Origin of the sequence: Rhizobium sp. C104 (assembly GCF_022354505.1) — a bacterium.
Lineage (GTDB): Bacteria > Pseudomonadota > Alphaproteobacteria > Rhizobiales > Rhizobiaceae > Rhizobium > Rhizobium redzepovicii.
The window spans coordinates 433,892-447,588 of record NZ_CP092350.1 but is presented as its reverse complement, the minus strand read 5'-3'; the positions used below and the strand labels follow the sequence as shown (position 1 = coordinate 447,588).

11 protein-coding genes and 3 pseudogenes are annotated in these 13,697 nt (G+C 63.8%); 9 read left to right on the top strand and 5 right to left on the bottom strand.

Translation table 11 applies throughout. The features are described from left to right. The first annotated feature begins 146 nt into the window (after positions 1 to 146). From MF410_RS26570 to MF410_RS26560, 3 genes and pseudogenes are all read left to right on the top strand, one after another. Complete coding sequence (locus MF410_RS26570; RefSeq protein WP_183777854.1) at positions 147 to 686, top strand: sigma-70 family RNA polymerase sigma factor; 540 nt, start codon at positions 147 to 149, stop codon at positions 684 to 686. Beyond that, positions 673 to 1,463: pseudogene (locus tag MF410_RS26565) on the top strand (anti-sigma factor). The gene MF410_RS26570 and the pseudogene MF410_RS26565 overlap by 14 nt, the downstream one beginning before the upstream one ends. Beyond that, positions 1,460 to 2,170, top strand: a complete 711-nt coding sequence (locus MF410_RS26560) for a Bax inhibitor-1/YccA family protein (protein ID WP_097625671.1) — start codon at positions 1,460 to 1,462, stop codon at positions 2,168 to 2,170. The pseudogene MF410_RS26565 and the gene MF410_RS26560 overlap by 4 nt, the downstream one beginning before the upstream one ends. 141 nt (positions 2,171 to 2,311) lie before the next feature. On the opposite strand, the pseudogene MF410_RS26555 reads toward MF410_RS26560, so the two are convergent. From MF410_RS26555 to repA, 4 genes and pseudogenes are all read right to left on the bottom strand, one after another. Continuing rightward, positions 2,312 to 3,446 (bottom strand): annotated as a pseudogene (locus MF410_RS26555) (RHE_PE00001 family protein). A gap of 181 nt (positions 3,447 to 3,627) precedes the next feature. Further along, complete coding sequence (gene repC / locus MF410_RS26550) at positions 3,628 to 4,842, bottom strand: plasmid replication protein RepC (protein ID WP_239620517.1); 1,215 nt, start codon at positions 4,840 to 4,842, stop codon at positions 3,628 to 3,630. Between the two features lie 153 nt (positions 4,843 to 4,995). Beyond that, complete coding sequence (repB, locus tag MF410_RS26545) at positions 4,996 to 5,991, bottom strand: plasmid partitioning protein RepB (protein ID WP_183777851.1); 996 nt, start codon at positions 5,989 to 5,991, stop codon at positions 4,996 to 4,998. Continuing rightward, complete coding sequence (gene repA / locus MF410_RS26540; protein WP_183777850.1) at positions 5,988 to 7,184, bottom strand: plasmid partitioning protein RepA; 1,197 nt, start codon at positions 7,182 to 7,184, stop codon at positions 5,988 to 5,990. Before repA ends, repB begins: the two co-directional genes overlap by 4 nt. 201 nt (positions 7,185 to 7,385) lie before the next feature. Here repA and cobF point away from each other — a divergent pair, with 201 nt between their 5' ends. From cobF to MF410_RS26515, 5 genes and pseudogenes are all read left to right on the top strand, one after another. Continuing rightward, positions 7,386 to 8,150 (top strand): precorrin-6A synthase (deacetylating), encoded by a 765-nt coding sequence (cobF, locus tag MF410_RS26535; protein WP_239620516.1) that lies wholly within the window; start codon positions 7,386 to 7,388, stop codon positions 8,148 to 8,150. A gap of 73 nt (positions 8,151 to 8,223) precedes the next feature. Continuing rightward, positions 8,224 to 9,606, top strand: coding sequence for a precorrin-3B synthase (cobG, locus tag MF410_RS26530; RefSeq protein ID WP_239620515.1), 1,383 nt, complete (start codon positions 8,224 to 8,226; stop codon positions 9,604 to 9,606). A 2-nt stretch (positions 9,607 to 9,608) separates the two neighbouring features. Then, positions 9,609 to 10,241 carry a precorrin-8X methylmutase gene (locus tag MF410_RS26525; protein ID WP_183777847.1) on the top strand — a complete coding sequence of 211 codons (633 nt, stop codon included), beginning with the start codon at positions 9,609 to 9,611 and terminating at the stop codon, positions 10,239 to 10,241. Beyond that, positions 10,238 to 10,969 (top strand): precorrin-2 C(20)-methyltransferase, encoded by a 732-nt coding sequence (locus MF410_RS26520; RefSeq protein ID WP_222134846.1) that lies wholly within the window; start codon positions 10,238 to 10,240, stop codon positions 10,967 to 10,969. Before MF410_RS26525 ends, MF410_RS26520 begins: the two co-directional genes overlap by 4 nt. Further along, positions 10,966 to 11,773 (top strand): annotated as a pseudogene (locus MF410_RS26515) (precorrin-3B C(17)-methyltransferase). Before MF410_RS26520 ends, MF410_RS26515 begins: the two are co-directional and overlap by 4 nt. On the opposite strand, the gene MF410_RS26510 reads toward MF410_RS26515, so the two are convergent. Beyond that, the gene (locus MF410_RS26510) at positions 11,709 to 12,464 is read right to left on the bottom strand and encodes a cobalt-precorrin-6A reductase (RefSeq protein ID WP_239620513.1); all 756 of its coding nucleotides are present in this window, start codon (positions 12,462 to 12,464) and stop codon (positions 11,709 to 11,711) included. The pseudogene MF410_RS26515 and the gene MF410_RS26510 sit on opposite strands and share 65 nt — an antisense overlap. Here MF410_RS26510 and cbiE point away from each other — a divergent pair. Then, complete coding sequence (gene cbiE / locus MF410_RS26505; RefSeq protein WP_222134844.1) at positions 12,463 to 13,695, top strand: precorrin-6y C5,15-methyltransferase (decarboxylating) subunit CbiE; 1,233 nt, start codon at positions 12,463 to 12,465, stop codon at positions 13,693 to 13,695. The two genes, MF410_RS26510 and cbiE, sit on opposite strands and share 2 nt — an antisense overlap. Positions 13,696 to 13,697: the final 2 nt, after the last annotated feature.

The following is a 13,697-nucleotide window of genomic DNA, read 5'->3' as shown; positions in this document are numbered from 1 at the left end:
TTCCCCTCAAATCAGCGGCGTCATGATCTGTCATATAATTGTCATAAACAATCGCGGATTTGAGGTGCGGCAACGGCATCTTCGGCCCGCATGATTTTTTTAGCCGCGCCGGGAATAAAATCGGCCGCGCTTGCGTATACTCAATCATGGAACGCAAAGAACGCCCCTTCGACGTCATCGGACAGCTTGCAGCGCTCAGGCGCTATGCTCGCTCGCTGGTGCGCAATTCGGACGAGGCGGAGGATCTGGTGCATGATGCGCTGGTGCGTGCGCTCGAGAAGAAAAAGAGCTTCCGCAGCGGCGGCAATCTGCGCACCTGGCTGCTCTCTATCCTGCACAACGCTCATATCGACCGCCTGCGCCAGAACCGATCGCTGACCCGCCGCCATGACGAGGCGGCTGTCGAGGCCGAGCAGTCGCTGCCGGCCGGCCAGGAACATGCCGTGCGCCTGCAGCAGGTGCGCGACGCCTTTTTCGGCCTGCCGGAGGAACAGCGCGAGGCGCTGCATCTTGTTGCAATCGAAGACCTTTCCTACCAGGAAGCCGCCAATGCGCTCGGCATTCCGATAGGGACGCTGATGTCGCGCATCTCCCGCGCCCGCGCGCAATTGCGCGAATTCGAGGAGAACACGCCGCGCAAGTCGCATCTGAGACTGATCGGAGGAGACGGCAATGAAAGCAATTGATCCGATCCTCGATGCCGATCTCGACGCCTATGTGGATGGCGAACTCGATGTCGCCCGCCGCATCCAGGTGGAATCCTATCTCTCAGACCATCCGGCGATTGCCGCCAAGGTCATGGCCGACCTCAGCGTCAAGGGCGAGCTGCGCTTGGCGCTCGCCGGCGAAAGCGCCTTTGGCCGCCCGGAGACCCGCGACGCGGCCCGCCGGCTGGAACGTGGCCTTTCCTATGGCCGCATCTTCCATTCCATGCAGCGCATTGCCGCTGTCGGCATTCTGGTGACCGCCGGCTGGGTGGCACATAGTTCCTTCGGCGCTTTCTCGGCAACCGAGGTATCGGCATCGGTGCCGGCACCCGCCTATGTCGAGGATGCCGTCCGTGCCTATCAGACCGCGGCCCTGCGGCAATCGATGCCTCCGCAGACGCCAACCATCTACAGCGCTGACGATATTCGCGCCGCTACCGCCATCGTGATGCCGGAACTGCCTGCGGATTGGAAGGTTGCCGACGTGCAGATCTTCCCATCCGAATTCGGCCCCAGTGTCGAGATGGCGATCGAGCAGTCGGATGGAAAACGGCTGTCGCTTTTCGCCGTTCGCCCGGGGCATTCGAGGTCAAGCCGGTCAGCCATCTCGCACTTGAGAAAGCAGAAGCCGCCTATTGGCAGATCGGCGAGGTCGCCTATGCGCTGATCGCCGACGAAAGCGGCCTCAATCTCGATCAGGCGGCCGAACGGCTCGCCCGTTCGCTCTATCAGTTCAAACCGAGGAGATCAGCATGAACCCGATCAATTCCCGCTACGGCGCCGTGGCCGGCACCCAGGCCGCCTTCGACGAAGGCCTGCGCCAGCATATGCTGCGCGTCTATAATTACATGGCTCTCGGTCTCGTCATCACTGGCCTCGTCGCCTTCGTCGTTGGCTCGACGCCAGCTCTCTACGTGCCGATCTTCGGCTCGCCGCTGAAGTGGGTGGTGATGCTGGCGCCGCTCGCCTTCGTCTTCTTCTTCTCGTTTCGCATCCAGACGATGTCGGCCAGCACGGCGCAGATCACCTTCTGGGCCTTCTGCGCCGTGATGGGTCTGTCGCTCGCCTCCGTCTTCCTGGTCTTCACCGGGATGAGCATTGCGCGGACTTTCTTCATTACCGCCACGATGTTCGGCGCGACGAGCCTATACGGCTATGTGACGAAGCGTGACCTGTCGCGCATGGGCTCGTTCCTGATGATGGGTCTCATCGGCGTTGTCATCGCCAGCATCGTCAACATCTTTCTGGGTTCGTCCGCGCTGCAGTTCGCCGTCTCGGTGATCGGTATCGTCGTCTTCGTCGGCCTTACCGCCTACGACACACAGAACATCAAGGAACAGTATTCGGAAAACTACGATCAGGAATCGAACCAGAAGCTCGCCGTTTTCGGTGCGCTCTCGCTCTACCTGAACTTCGTCAACATCTTCCAGCTTCTGCTCAACTTCACGGGCGAGCGGGAATAGGGACTGCGCTTCTGGGGGCAATGGAAGCGCAAGAGCGCCTGGTCTGCACTCTGTGACAGGATGGCGGATCGGGTGCTCACTTTAAATACATGGATAACATAGAGCCAGTGTGGCCGGGTCGTCGACCCGGCCGCTTTCGTTTCAGATGATGCCCCAGGCGCGGTAGCGGCCGCGGCCGGTGATTTCACGAATGCCGATCTCGTTGACGAGGTTCAGCGCGCCCCGCGGCGTAATGCGCAGATGCCGGGCAATCATTGCCGCCGAGACCATCGGCCGCGACAGGATGAAATCGGCAAGATCGGGCAGGCTGCTATTCGAGCGGCGGCCGCGGAAGCGCAGTCTCCATCTGGGTGCGGGCGAGCGACAACCGGTCGAGTTCCTTCAGCCCGGCCGCAGCCCCCAGATGCATCGCCTCCAGGAAGGCCTGCAGCCGCGTCGCCCGATCGCGCGCCCGGCGACGTTCATGGCGCACCAGCTTCAGCCCGCCGTAAAAAGAAAAGAGATGCGAGGCGACCTTGCCGCGGGCGCGCAGGTGGCCTGCGACCAGAAGACCGCCGAGCCAATGCTGACGCCGCAATGGCTCGATCCGTTCCCAGGCTTCGAAAAGGATGATGGCGCCGAGAACCGGCGGCAAGCTGTCAGCCAATGGCAATAGGCTGCGCCACTCGGCAAGCCGCTGTTCCTCGTCCCATTCGTCGTCACCCAGCAAGCCGAGAGGATCGTCATTGCGCCGTGACGGGGCAGCGGCGACCGTCTCGCTTGCCGGCGCCTTGCCTGTATGGATGTCGAGCAGCTTCTGCGAGCGGGCAAGCAGCGCATCGATCTCGGCCATCTCGGCAGCCAGCGGCCCGTCCTCATCCCCGCCCTCTTCGTCGGTCTCGACCGGGACTGCGGGGCTCTTTACTTCAGGCACCGTCCCCTCCCCTTCCCCGAGCGTCGCCGTCAGCGTCGCAAGCCCCGAGGCTCCGAGCGCCCAGGCAGGCTCCCCGGTCCAGATGCGCCGGCGGGCCCGCAGCACGGAATGGGCGATCGTCAGCTCGTGGCTGGGCGCCCGGCTGTCCATATGCGCATCGTGCAAAACCAGATCTTCGACATGCACGAGTTCGCCGGCCACCCACAGCGCGCCGGCGGCATCGAAGAAATGACTGCGTTCGGCAAACCCCTCGCCGACCGGTGAACGCACCACCCGTTCGTCCAGCCGCGCCAGCGCATCCTCTGCTGCGGCAAAGGACGGAAGCAGGGTTTGAAGCATCGCACTGTCGATTTCGTAGCGCATTGTTAAGCTTTACGGTTTTTTACAAATGGAAGCAAAGCAAACGTTTCCTTCCGCCATCTATGACATGGTTAACGGCGCATTTCAAACAGAATGGTCAGGGAAGGAAGCGGTCGAGACGGCTGAGCGACGCGCCGCATATCTTCTAGCTGCCGCAACTGGCGCGAACCTATTTCATCGCCGTTCATCCGGTTTTCCTCGCTGCCGGACCATTTGCCCGCATCAGCGCCATCAGCATCGGCCCAAGCGAGAACTCGCCGCGCTCGGCCCGCCGTGTCAGATCACGCAGATAGCCGCCGGCCGAGTTGATATGGCCGCCCCTTTCCAGGATGCAGGCGATCACCGTCGCGGCGTTTTCCGGCCCCATGACATCGCAGGCCAGTTGATAGGCGCTCGGGCTGACGCCCAGCATGGAACGGACGATGACGGCCGCCGCCATCAGATCCCGCCAGCTGCCGATCCCGCCGCCCGGCCCATAAGCGACGATCTCCGGGCAGGCCTGCAGCACCATCGCAAGTGGGAAGGATTTTGGCGGCTCCCGCCACGGCCGCGGTTCTTCCTCCGGCTTTGCCCCCTGCTTCGGTTCGAAGCTTGGTTCAAGTTCAGGTAAGGGGTGTGGGTTTGAATTATGTATGTGCCGGCCGTTTTGGCTGTCATTGGCGTCTGATTTTTCTGTTTTCGTCTTCAGTTCCAGCGTCTTGACGATCAATTCGCGGAAGGCTTCGAGATCGGTCAGCAGGCTTTCCATCTCGGCGGCCGACGGGCGGCGCGGCAGGCTTGCCGAAAGCAGCGTGAAATGCCTCTGCATCTCGATCCATTCGCCGGCGATTTCCTCTTCCAGGGCGATCTCGATGAGTTTGCTGATATCGCGTCGGCAGAGCGTCAGCCGCTCCCGCAGACGCTTCCATTCGAGCTTGTCGGCGAGCACCTGAGCCGCCTGTGCCTCGATCTCGCCGGCACGCGCCAGCAGCGGCGCCAGGCTGAAGCCGAAGGCCTCGCCAAGCCCGCCCTCGCCGTTACGGCGAGCGAACCGCTTCCCGTTCGGGCTGTCACGCCGGATGATCAGCCCGGCTTCCACCAGCATCGCCAGGTTCCGCCGCAGCGTCGTTCCGGCCATGCCATGCGTGCGCAGCGATAGCTGCTCGTTCGAGGGAAAGACCACGAAGCCGTTGGCCTCGGCAATCTCGTTCTTTGGATAGAAGGTCAACAGCGCGTTGAGAACGGCGAGCGCACGATCGGATACGCCGACCATGTCCTTTGCTTCGCAGAGCGCGCGAAAAATCCTCCACTTATCGACCGATGCGTCCGGTTCGACCTTGCTGGCGCTTTCCTGGCTTGCCAGCATGCCAAGCGTCATCGATCGGCGCCCAAAGGGCGTCGATACGTATTGAGGCTCCATGTCTCTCACCTTTTTCAAGGCAAAAGAAATCTACCACCCAAAAGGATGCCGAAGATGCTTGACAGTGATTCGAGGAAGTGCGATTCTCAGATTGTCCAGATATGAGAAAGGCTTCCGCGACGGCAACGTTCGGAGGCTTTTTTCTTTTGCGGCCTATTCTCCTGCTTGCAACCTGCCGGCCCGATAGGCTTCGTAAAGCTCATCGAGACGGCGTGAAATGTAAGCGCCGAAATCCGGCGCATCGCCGGTCTTCAACGCGATCGTGAAGGAATTGCCGGCGCTCTTGATTCGGCCGGCAATCTTGCCGCCGCTCTTCGGCTTCCAGTCATATTCCGTGGCTTCCGGCTTCGCCTCTTTCCTGGCGAGCTCGGCCACCAGAAGTTCAAAGCGGCGGTCGCTTTCCTCGCCCATGAACTTTTCCGAGCCGATGAGCTTGGCAAGCCGCGCCGCCGTCATCCCGTTCCAGTCCTGAGCAAGCGCCATCCATCTGCGGCGCCCGATGGCGGGCGCGGCACCCACCGACCTGACGATCTCGGCCGGGATGGCCCTGGCGACGGAGAGCAGCTTCGACAGCTCCGTCTTGTCGGTCGACAGCGCCTTCATGATGACCGGACGCTCAAAGCCCTTAAGTTCGAGATTGAGGGCAAAGACCGCGCGCTCAATATAGGAAAGGTTGCGGCGCGCCGAATTTTCGATGCCCTGGGCGATGACGACATCGGTATCGTCAAGGCTGCGGACGATCGCCTGCACCTTGCGGCCGAGCAGCTTGACGGCCTGCAGGCGGCGATGGCCGTAGGCGATCTGGTAGCGGCTCTCATCATCGGGATGGCGACGAACGAGAACCGGCACTTCCTGGCCGTTTTCGGCGATCGACTGCACCAGCTCGTCGTCGATATCGAGCGGCTGGTCGGCGAGGCGGTCGCGGACGAAGGAGGAATCGATCAGATCGGGATCGAGTTCGACGATGCGTTCGCCGGAAAGCAGGGCTTCGTGCATCGCCCTGCTCTCTTCCTCCATGCGCCCGAGGGTCAACGCCATCGTCCGGACAGGCCCAGCCGAACCGCGCGAAGACGGTTCTTCGTAGTTGGCCGCGGCCAACTCCTGCGCCGTGTCGTCGAAAAGACCTTTCAGGCGATCGCGTCTGCTCATGTCCGGCCCCAGGCTTTGTGAATGCCGGCGAGAACCTCGCCGTTGGCGGCGTTGACCGATTCCAGCGCCCGGTCGTAAGTCGAGCGGCGCACCTGCCCCTTCTCGATTTCGAACAGCGTCTGCTTGGTCAGACCGGCATCGGCGATCGCCGTCGACTTGAGAATGGTCGCCGTCAAGACGTCGTCGCCGAACAGGCTGCGCAGCAGCGCAACGATCTGCGACTGCGGCGCATCGAAGGGTTCGTGACGGGTGACGACATATTTGATGAAGTCGTGCTGCAGATCGCCGCCGGCCTTGCGGACGACGGAAAGCAGATCCGAGGTCATCAGCAGGAATTGCGACATCGAGGCGACGTCGACCATCTGCGGATGGATGGTGATGAGCAGCGATGTCGCCGCGCAGACGGCGCCAAGGGTCAGGTAACCGAGCTGCGGCGGGCAGTCGATCACCACCACGTCGTACTCGGCCTCGACCTCGGCAATGGCGACACCGACGCGGCGGAAGAACAGCTCGGCCGGTTTCTGCCGATCATTGAGCGCCCGCGGCGTTTCATGCTCGAACTCCATCAGTTCGAGATTGCCCGGCACCAGATCGAGCCCGTCGAAATAGGTCTTGCGGACGATGTCTTTCAGCGGTTTGCGGCCGGCATCGTAGCGGATGGCGCCATAAAGCGTATCGCCATCGGAAAGATCGAATTCGGGCTGGACGCCCAGCATGGACGAAAGCGAGGCCTGCGGATCGAGATCGATGGCGAGCACCCGATAACCCGCCAGCGCCAAATACTGCGCCAGATAAAGCGTCGTCGTCGTCTTGGCCGAGCCGCCTTTGAAATTGGTGACGGCAACCGTCTGCAGCTTCTCGCCGGGGCGCCGCCAGGGAAGATAGGATAGCGCGTCCTTCGGCTTCAGCTTCGCCATATAGTGGCGCAACTCATTGATCTGGCCGAGCGTATAGGAGCGCCGGCCATTCTGAGAAAGCTCCGGCTGGGGCCCCTTGCCATCGAGGGAAAGCTGGCGAAGATAGCCGTCGGACACGCCGATCATCTGGGCGGCCTCGCCTGAAGAAAATGTCCGCAGCGTCTTTTGCGAGAGCGGCGGAAACAGCTTGTCGCGGAGAAGCTTCAATTGCCGCGAAAGCTGGTTCGCATGCCGCTCGATGCGCACATCTGTCGTCGATACGCTAATGTTGTCCAAAACACCCAATCCTTTTCGATGCGCTTTTCTGTCAACATAGCGTCAAAAAGCGTATCGAAGGTGACACGATTCGGGATTTCCGGCAACAATGGGGGCCAGGAGCCCATTCCGGCCCGGTTGGCCGCGGCCAACTCTTCGCCATCGCCCTTGCGGCGGGGCGGCTTTTTCGGCAAGACCGCCGAGACTCATGGGAGTATCGGCTTGAAACATATCCATATCATCGGCATCGGCACGGGCAATCCCGAGCACGTCACCATACAGGCGATCAACGCGATGAACGCCGCGGACGTGATATTCGTGCCGCTGAAGGGCGCGGCCAAGGAAGAGCTTGCCGAGGTCCGGCGAGACATCTGCGAACGATATGTCACCCGGCCGGGGATCCGGATTTCAGAATTCGCGGTGCCGCAAAGGCAGACCGCCGACAGAAGCTACCCCCAAAGCGTCGATACGTGGCATGCCGAGATCGCCCTCATCTATAAAGAACTGATCGCCGACCTCCCCCATGACGGCCGCGGCGCCTTTCTCGTCTGGGGCGATCCGAGCCTCTACGACAGCACCATCCGCATCATCGAACGCGCCCGGCAGGATGCCGGTGTGGATTTCGACTACAGTGTCATTCCCGGAATCACCAGCATCCAGGCATTGGCCGCCAGTCACAGGATCCCGGTCAACTTGGTGGGAAAGCCGATTGAGATCACCACGGGGCGCAGACTGGCGCTGGCGGGGCTCCAGGCGCCCACGACGATTGTCATGCTCGACGGTGAACAGGCCTTTGCGAAGATCGACGATCCCGATGCCGAGATCTTCTGGGGCGCCTATCTCGGCACCGAGGACGAGATCGTCAGATCCGGGCGGCTCGGCGATATCGCGGCCGACATCGTGGCGCTGAGGGCCGAAGCCAGGCAGCGACATGGCTGGATCATGGACATCTATCTCCTGCGCAAGGGGCGGGATTTCGAGGAATAACCGGGGTCGCCCATTTCCATCATGTTTTGCCGCGCCGGCTGCGATCATGTAAGAAGAGCCCAGAGGATTGGGAATGAGCACTAAGGCCATAACGGCGGTCGACAGGAGAGCCGAGACGGAGCTGCAAGTCCGCGCTGCGGCGAAGATGCGCGCGCGCGGCGCCTGCCCCGCCCTGGCCGCACCGATGTCGACCGGGGACGGCCTGCTGGTGCGGCTGCGGCCGGCCGGAGGTGCGCTGACGCTGCCGCAGTTTAGAGCACTTGCGCGCGCAGCCGCGGCACACGGAAACGGCATTCTCGAGATCACGGCACGCGGCAATCTGCAGATCCGCGGGCTGCGGGCCGAGACCGTCGGACAGCTCGCCGCCGATATCGAAGCCGCGGGCATTACCGTGCCGTACGGCCCGACGTTCGAAATCTCGCCGTTGCACGGCCTCGACCCGGAAGAACTGAGCGATCCCGCCGCAATGGAACTGTCCCTGCGCAGCACGCTTCAGGCGCTGCTCGCCTCGCCGCGGCTTGCGCCGAAACTGTCGATCGTCATCGACGGCGGCGGTGCCTTCGGCCTATCGGCACTTTCCGCCGATATCCGCGTCGTCGCGCAACCGGACACAGGTTGGCTTGTCGCCATCAACGGCGATGGTGCGACGGCAACGACGGTCGCGGTCGGTCCCGCCGAGGCGGCAATCTCAGCCGTCGGCGAAGTCCTCAGCCTGTTGGCGGCTCTCGGGCAGGGCAGCCGGGCACGGGATATCGATCCGGCGCTTCTGCAAGCACATTTTCCCGCTCTAAGCGCCACTCGCTCCCTCCCATCTCGCGCAGCCAAGATGCCGCTTACCGGCCTGCACAGACTGGCGGACGGCAAAACCGTGCTCGGCGTCCGGCCGGAATTCGGGCAGATGCGCTCGTCAGATCTGACCGCCCTGCTTGATCTCGCCACGACCGACGGTGCAACCGCCGTCCGGCTGGCGCCCGAGCGCGGTTTCTTTCTTATCGGCCTGGCGGAAGATAGAGTGCCGGCTATGCAGATCGCTGCCGCCAGGCATGGCTTCGGCGCGCAGCCCGGCGACAACAGCGAGCATATCGCCGCCTGTGCCGGCGCCGGCGCCTGCGGCTCCGCCTTCTACGGGACGCGAACGCTGGCGCGCCGCATCCTTGCCGCAGCACCTGCCCTCTTCGACGGTTCGCTGACGCTGCATCTCTCCGGCTGCGCCAAGGGCTGCGCGCATGCCCGGCCGGCGCTGACGCTGACGGGCACGGCTGAAGGTTACGAGCTGATCCTCAACGGGCTTGCCGCGGATCGGCCGGATGAACGGATCGCTGGCGGTCGGATCGATTTCGCTATAGAGAGGCTCGCCCGGTCCATCGAAGACAACAGAGGCGCTGGCGAATCGGCCGCCGCCTGCCTTACACGGCTTGGCGCAATCGGCGTTTCGAAGGCGCTGCGACAGGAATAAGAATGCCAGACTACGATTATATCCGCAGCGGCGACGCGATCTACGAGCGTTCCTTTGCGATCATCCGCGCCGAGGCCGATCTTTCGCGCTTCACCCAAGATGAGGCCGACATCGCCGTGCGCATGATCCATGCCTGCGGGCTGGTCGAGGCGGCCGAGCATTTCCTGTTTTCCGCCGATTTCGTCGGCGCCGCGCGCGAAGCCCTGAAGGGCGGGGCGCCGATCTTCTGCGACGCGGAAATGGTCTCTCAGGGCGTGACCCGGGCGCGGCTGCCGGCGCTGAACGAGGTGATCTGCACGCTGCGCGACCCCGCCACACCGGAACTGGCGCTTAAGACCGGCAACACGCGATCGGCCGCCGCCATGCATCTCTGGCTCGACCGGCTCGGCGGCAGCGTCGTTGCGATCGGCAATGCGCCGACCGCGCTCTTCCATCTGCTCGAACTGCTGCGCGACGGCGCCCCTAAACCCGCAGCCATCCTCGGCATGCCGGTGGGCTTTGTCGGCGCGGCGGAATCGAAGGATGCGCTGGCGGAGAATTCCTACGGTGTGCCCTTTGCCATCGTCCGCGGCCGGCTCGGCGGCAGCGCCATGACGGCTGCGGCGCTGAACGCGCTGGCGAGGCCGGGCCTATGACGCCAAGCGGCCGTCTTATCGGCGTCGGCACCGGTCCCGGCGACCCGGAGCTTCTGACCCTCAAAGCCGTGCGCGCCATCGAAGGCGCCGACGTCATTGCCTATTTCGCCAAGCAGGGGAGGGGCGGCAACGGCAAGGCGATTGTCGAGCCGCTCTTGAAATCCGGCGTGACGCTGCTGCCGCTCTATTATCCCGTCACCACAGAGATCGACAAGAACGACGAACGCTACCAGAGCCTGATCACCCAGTTCTATGATCGCTCTGCCGAAAGCGTCGCTGGCCATCTCGATGCCGGGCTGACCGTCGCCGTACTCAGCGAAGGCGATCCGCTGTTCTACGGTTCCTATATGCACCTGCATGTCAGGCTCTCCCAGCGCTATCCGACGGAAGTGATCCCCGGCATCAGCGCTATGTCGGGCTGCTGGTCCTTGGCCGGCATGCCGATCGTCCAGGGCGATGATGTGCTTTCCGTACTGCCCGGTACGATGGCCGAGACCGAGCTGACGCGCCGCCTGGCCGATACCCAGGCCGCCGTCATCATGAAGGTCGGCCGCAACCTGCCGAAAATCCGCCGGGCTTTGGAAGCCGCCGGTCGGCTGGCGGAAGCCGTCTATGTCGAGCGCGGCACCATGGCGAATGCGGCGCTGGAAAAGCTTGCCGACAGATCTGACGGCGAGGCGCCGTATTTTTCGCTGGTGCTGGTGCCGGGATGGGAGAGCAGCCGATGAGCGGAGCGCTTTTCGTAATCGGCACCGGTCCCGGCAATCCCGAGCAGATGACGCCGGAAGCGCTGGCGGCAGTCGAGGCCGCGAGCGATTTCTTCGGATACGGACCCTATCTCGACAGGCTGCAGTCTCCGTGACGATCAGCTGCGGCATGCCTCGGACAATCGCGAAGAGCTCGACAGGGCAGGGGCAGCCCTTTCGATGGCCGCCGATGGCGCCAAGGTCTGCGTCGTCTCCGGCGGCGACCCTGGTGTTTTCGCCATGGCTGCCGCCGTCTGCGAGGCGATCGAGAACGGGCCGGCAGCCTGGCGCGCCGTCGACCTCACCATCCTGCCCGGCATCACCGCGATGCTTGCGGTGGCGGCAAGAGCCGGGGCGCCGCTTGGTCACGATTTCTGCGCCATCTCGCTTTCTGACAATCTAAAGCCTTGGAATACAATAGAAAACCGCCTCGAACTGGCTGCCAGGGCGGGTTTCGTCATTGCTCTTTATAACCCCATCAGCCGGGCGCGGCCGTGGCAACTCGGGGAAGCCTTCAAGCTGTTGCTCGACCATCTACCGGCAACGACGCCGGTCATTTTCGGCCGGGCGGCCGGACGGCCGGACGAACGCATCGCAGTGCAGCCGCTGTCGCAGGCGGATGCCTCGATAGCCGATATGGCGACCTGCGTCATCATCGGCTCGGCCGAGACCCGGATCGTCACGCGGCCCGGCCGGCCGGACCTCGTCTATACCCCGCGCTTCATGGCAGGGGGACGAGGTGATCGATCGCCGCCAGCGTCGCCTCGACAGTTTCGACCGTTTTGACTGCGGACGCCGGCGCGCGCGCGACCATCATCACCTCGATGCCGAGCAGGCGGGCTGCCTTGATCTTCGCATAGGTGGCGGCGCCACCGCTGTTCTTGGCAATGATGGCGTCGATCCGGTGGCGCTTCAGCAAGGCATATTCGCCTTCCAGCGTGAAGGGGCCACGATCAATCACATAGTCGACATTGGCAAGCGCCGGCGGCGGCTCGACAGGATCGACGCTGCGGATGAGATAGAAATGCTGCGGCGCCGCCTCCGCATGATGGGCGCCCTGCCGGCCGGTCGCCAGGAAGACCCGGCGAGGGGAGGGGCCGAGCGCCTCGATTGCAGCCGGTATGCTCTGCACCTCCTGCCAACGGTCGCCCGGCAGGCGCTGCCATTCGGGACGGCGCAGCGCGATCGCGGCGATACCGGTCGTCTCGGCGGCAAAGGCGGCATTGGCGGAAATGCGCTCGGCGAAGGGATGGGTGGCGTCGATCAGCAGATCATATCCGCCGGCCGTCAGAAAATCGGCCAACGCCGCAGCGCCACCAAAACCGCCGATGCGAACCGGAACCGGCTGCGCGGCCGGTTTTTCGGTGCGACCAGCCAGCGACAGAAGAACATCGCCATTTCCCCGCATCGCGAGCGCTTTGGCGAGCAGCCGCGCCTCGCCGGTGCCGCCGAGGATCAGAATGCGAGGTCTTCCCATGTCTGATATCTCTCCTGCTGCAGGCCCGCGCTGGCTGACTATTATCGGCATCGGCGAAGATGGTCCAGAAGGGCTCGGTGAAGAAGCGAAGGGGCTGATTGCCACTGCACCTGCCGTCTTCGGCGGCGCGCGCCATCATGCGCTTGCGGCGTCGCTGATATCAGGCGAAAGACTTTCCTGGCGGAGCCCGTTCGAGCGCTCGGTCGATGCCATCCTCCAGAGGCGCGGCACGCCCGTCGTCGTGCTCGCCTCCGGCGACCCTTTCCTCTACGGCGTCGGCGCAACGCTTTCCCGCCACGTGGCGTCGGAAGAGATGCGTACCATCCCGGCGCCCTCTGCCTTCAGCCTTGCCGCCTCGCGGCTCGGCTGGCCGCTGCAGGACATCGCGACAATTTCGCTGCATGGCAGGCCGATCGACCTGATCCGGCCGCATCTGCACGCCGGCCGGCGCATCCTCGCGCTGACCTCAGACGAGAAGGGGCCTGCCGAGCTGGCTGCGCTGCTTGCCGCCACCGGTTTCGGTCAGTCGCAGCTTACCGTGCTCGAGGCGCTGGGCGGCGCACGCGAACGGCAAAGAAATGCCTTGGCCGCGGATTTCGATCTCACGGATATCGATTCTCTCAACGTCTGCGCCCTGCAAATCGCGGCAGGGGAGGGGGCGCGCATTCTGCCTTTCGCCGCCGGGATCGAGGACGCGCTGTTCGAGCATGACGGACAGATCACCAAACGCGAAATCCGGGCGCTGACCCTGTCGGCGCTGGCGCCGCATCACGGTCAGGTGCTCTGGGATATCGGCGCCGGCTCCGGATCGATCGGTATCGAATGGATGCTGGCCGATCCCTCCCTGAAGACGATCGCCATCGAGCAGGCGCCGGAGCGGGCCGCGCGCGTTGCCCGCAACGCATCCGCCTTCGGCGTGCCGCATCTTGCCGTCATCGAAGGCGAAGCACCCCGCGCGCTGATCGGCCTGCCGGAACCGGACGCGATCTTCCTCGGCGGCGGCGGCAGCGCGCCCGGCGTCATCGATACCGCGATCGCCGCGCTGAAGCGGGGAGGGCGGCTCGTCGCCAATGCCGTGACGCTGGAAATGGAGGCCGTGCTGCTCTCAGAACACGCAAAACGCGGCGGCTCGCTGACGCGCATCGAAATAGCGCGTGCGGGGCCTGTCGGCGGCATGAGCGGCTGGCGGCCGGCCATGCCGGTGACGCAGTGGTGTTGGACGAAAGGATGACG

Coding starts and splice junctions, on each gene's coding strand:
- MF410_RS26570 (WP_183777854.1), top strand. CDS start 147: ATGGAACGCAAAGAACGCCCCTTCGACGTCATCGGACAGCTTGCAGCG.
- MF410_RS26560 (WP_097625671.1), top strand. CDS start 1,460: ATGAACCCGATCAATTCCCGCTACGGCGCCGTGGCCGGCACCCAGGCC.
- repC (WP_239620517.1), bottom strand. CDS start 4,842: ATGGAGCCTCAATACGTATCGACGCCCTTTGGGCGCCGATCGATGACG.
- repB (WP_183777851.1), bottom strand. CDS start 5,991: ATGAGCAGACGCGATCGCCTGAAAGGTCTTTTCGACGACACGGCGCAG.
- cobG (WP_239620515.1), top strand. CDS start 8,224: ATGAGCACTAAGGCCATAACGGCGGTCGACAGGAGAGCCGAGACGGAG.
- MF410_RS26525 (WP_183777847.1), top strand. CDS start 9,609: ATGCCAGACTACGATTATATCCGCAGCGGCGACGCGATCTACGAGCGT.
- MF410_RS26520 (WP_222134846.1), top strand. CDS start 10,238: ATGACGCCAAGCGGCCGTCTTATCGGCGTCGGCACCGGTCCCGGCGAC.
- cbiE (WP_222134844.1), top strand. CDS start 12,463: ATGTCTGATATCTCTCCTGCTGCAGGCCCGCGCTGGCTGACTATTATC.
- MF410_RS26510 (WP_239620513.1), bottom strand. CDS start 12,464: ATGGGAAGACCTCGCATTCTGATCCTCGGCGGCACCGGCGAGGCGCGG.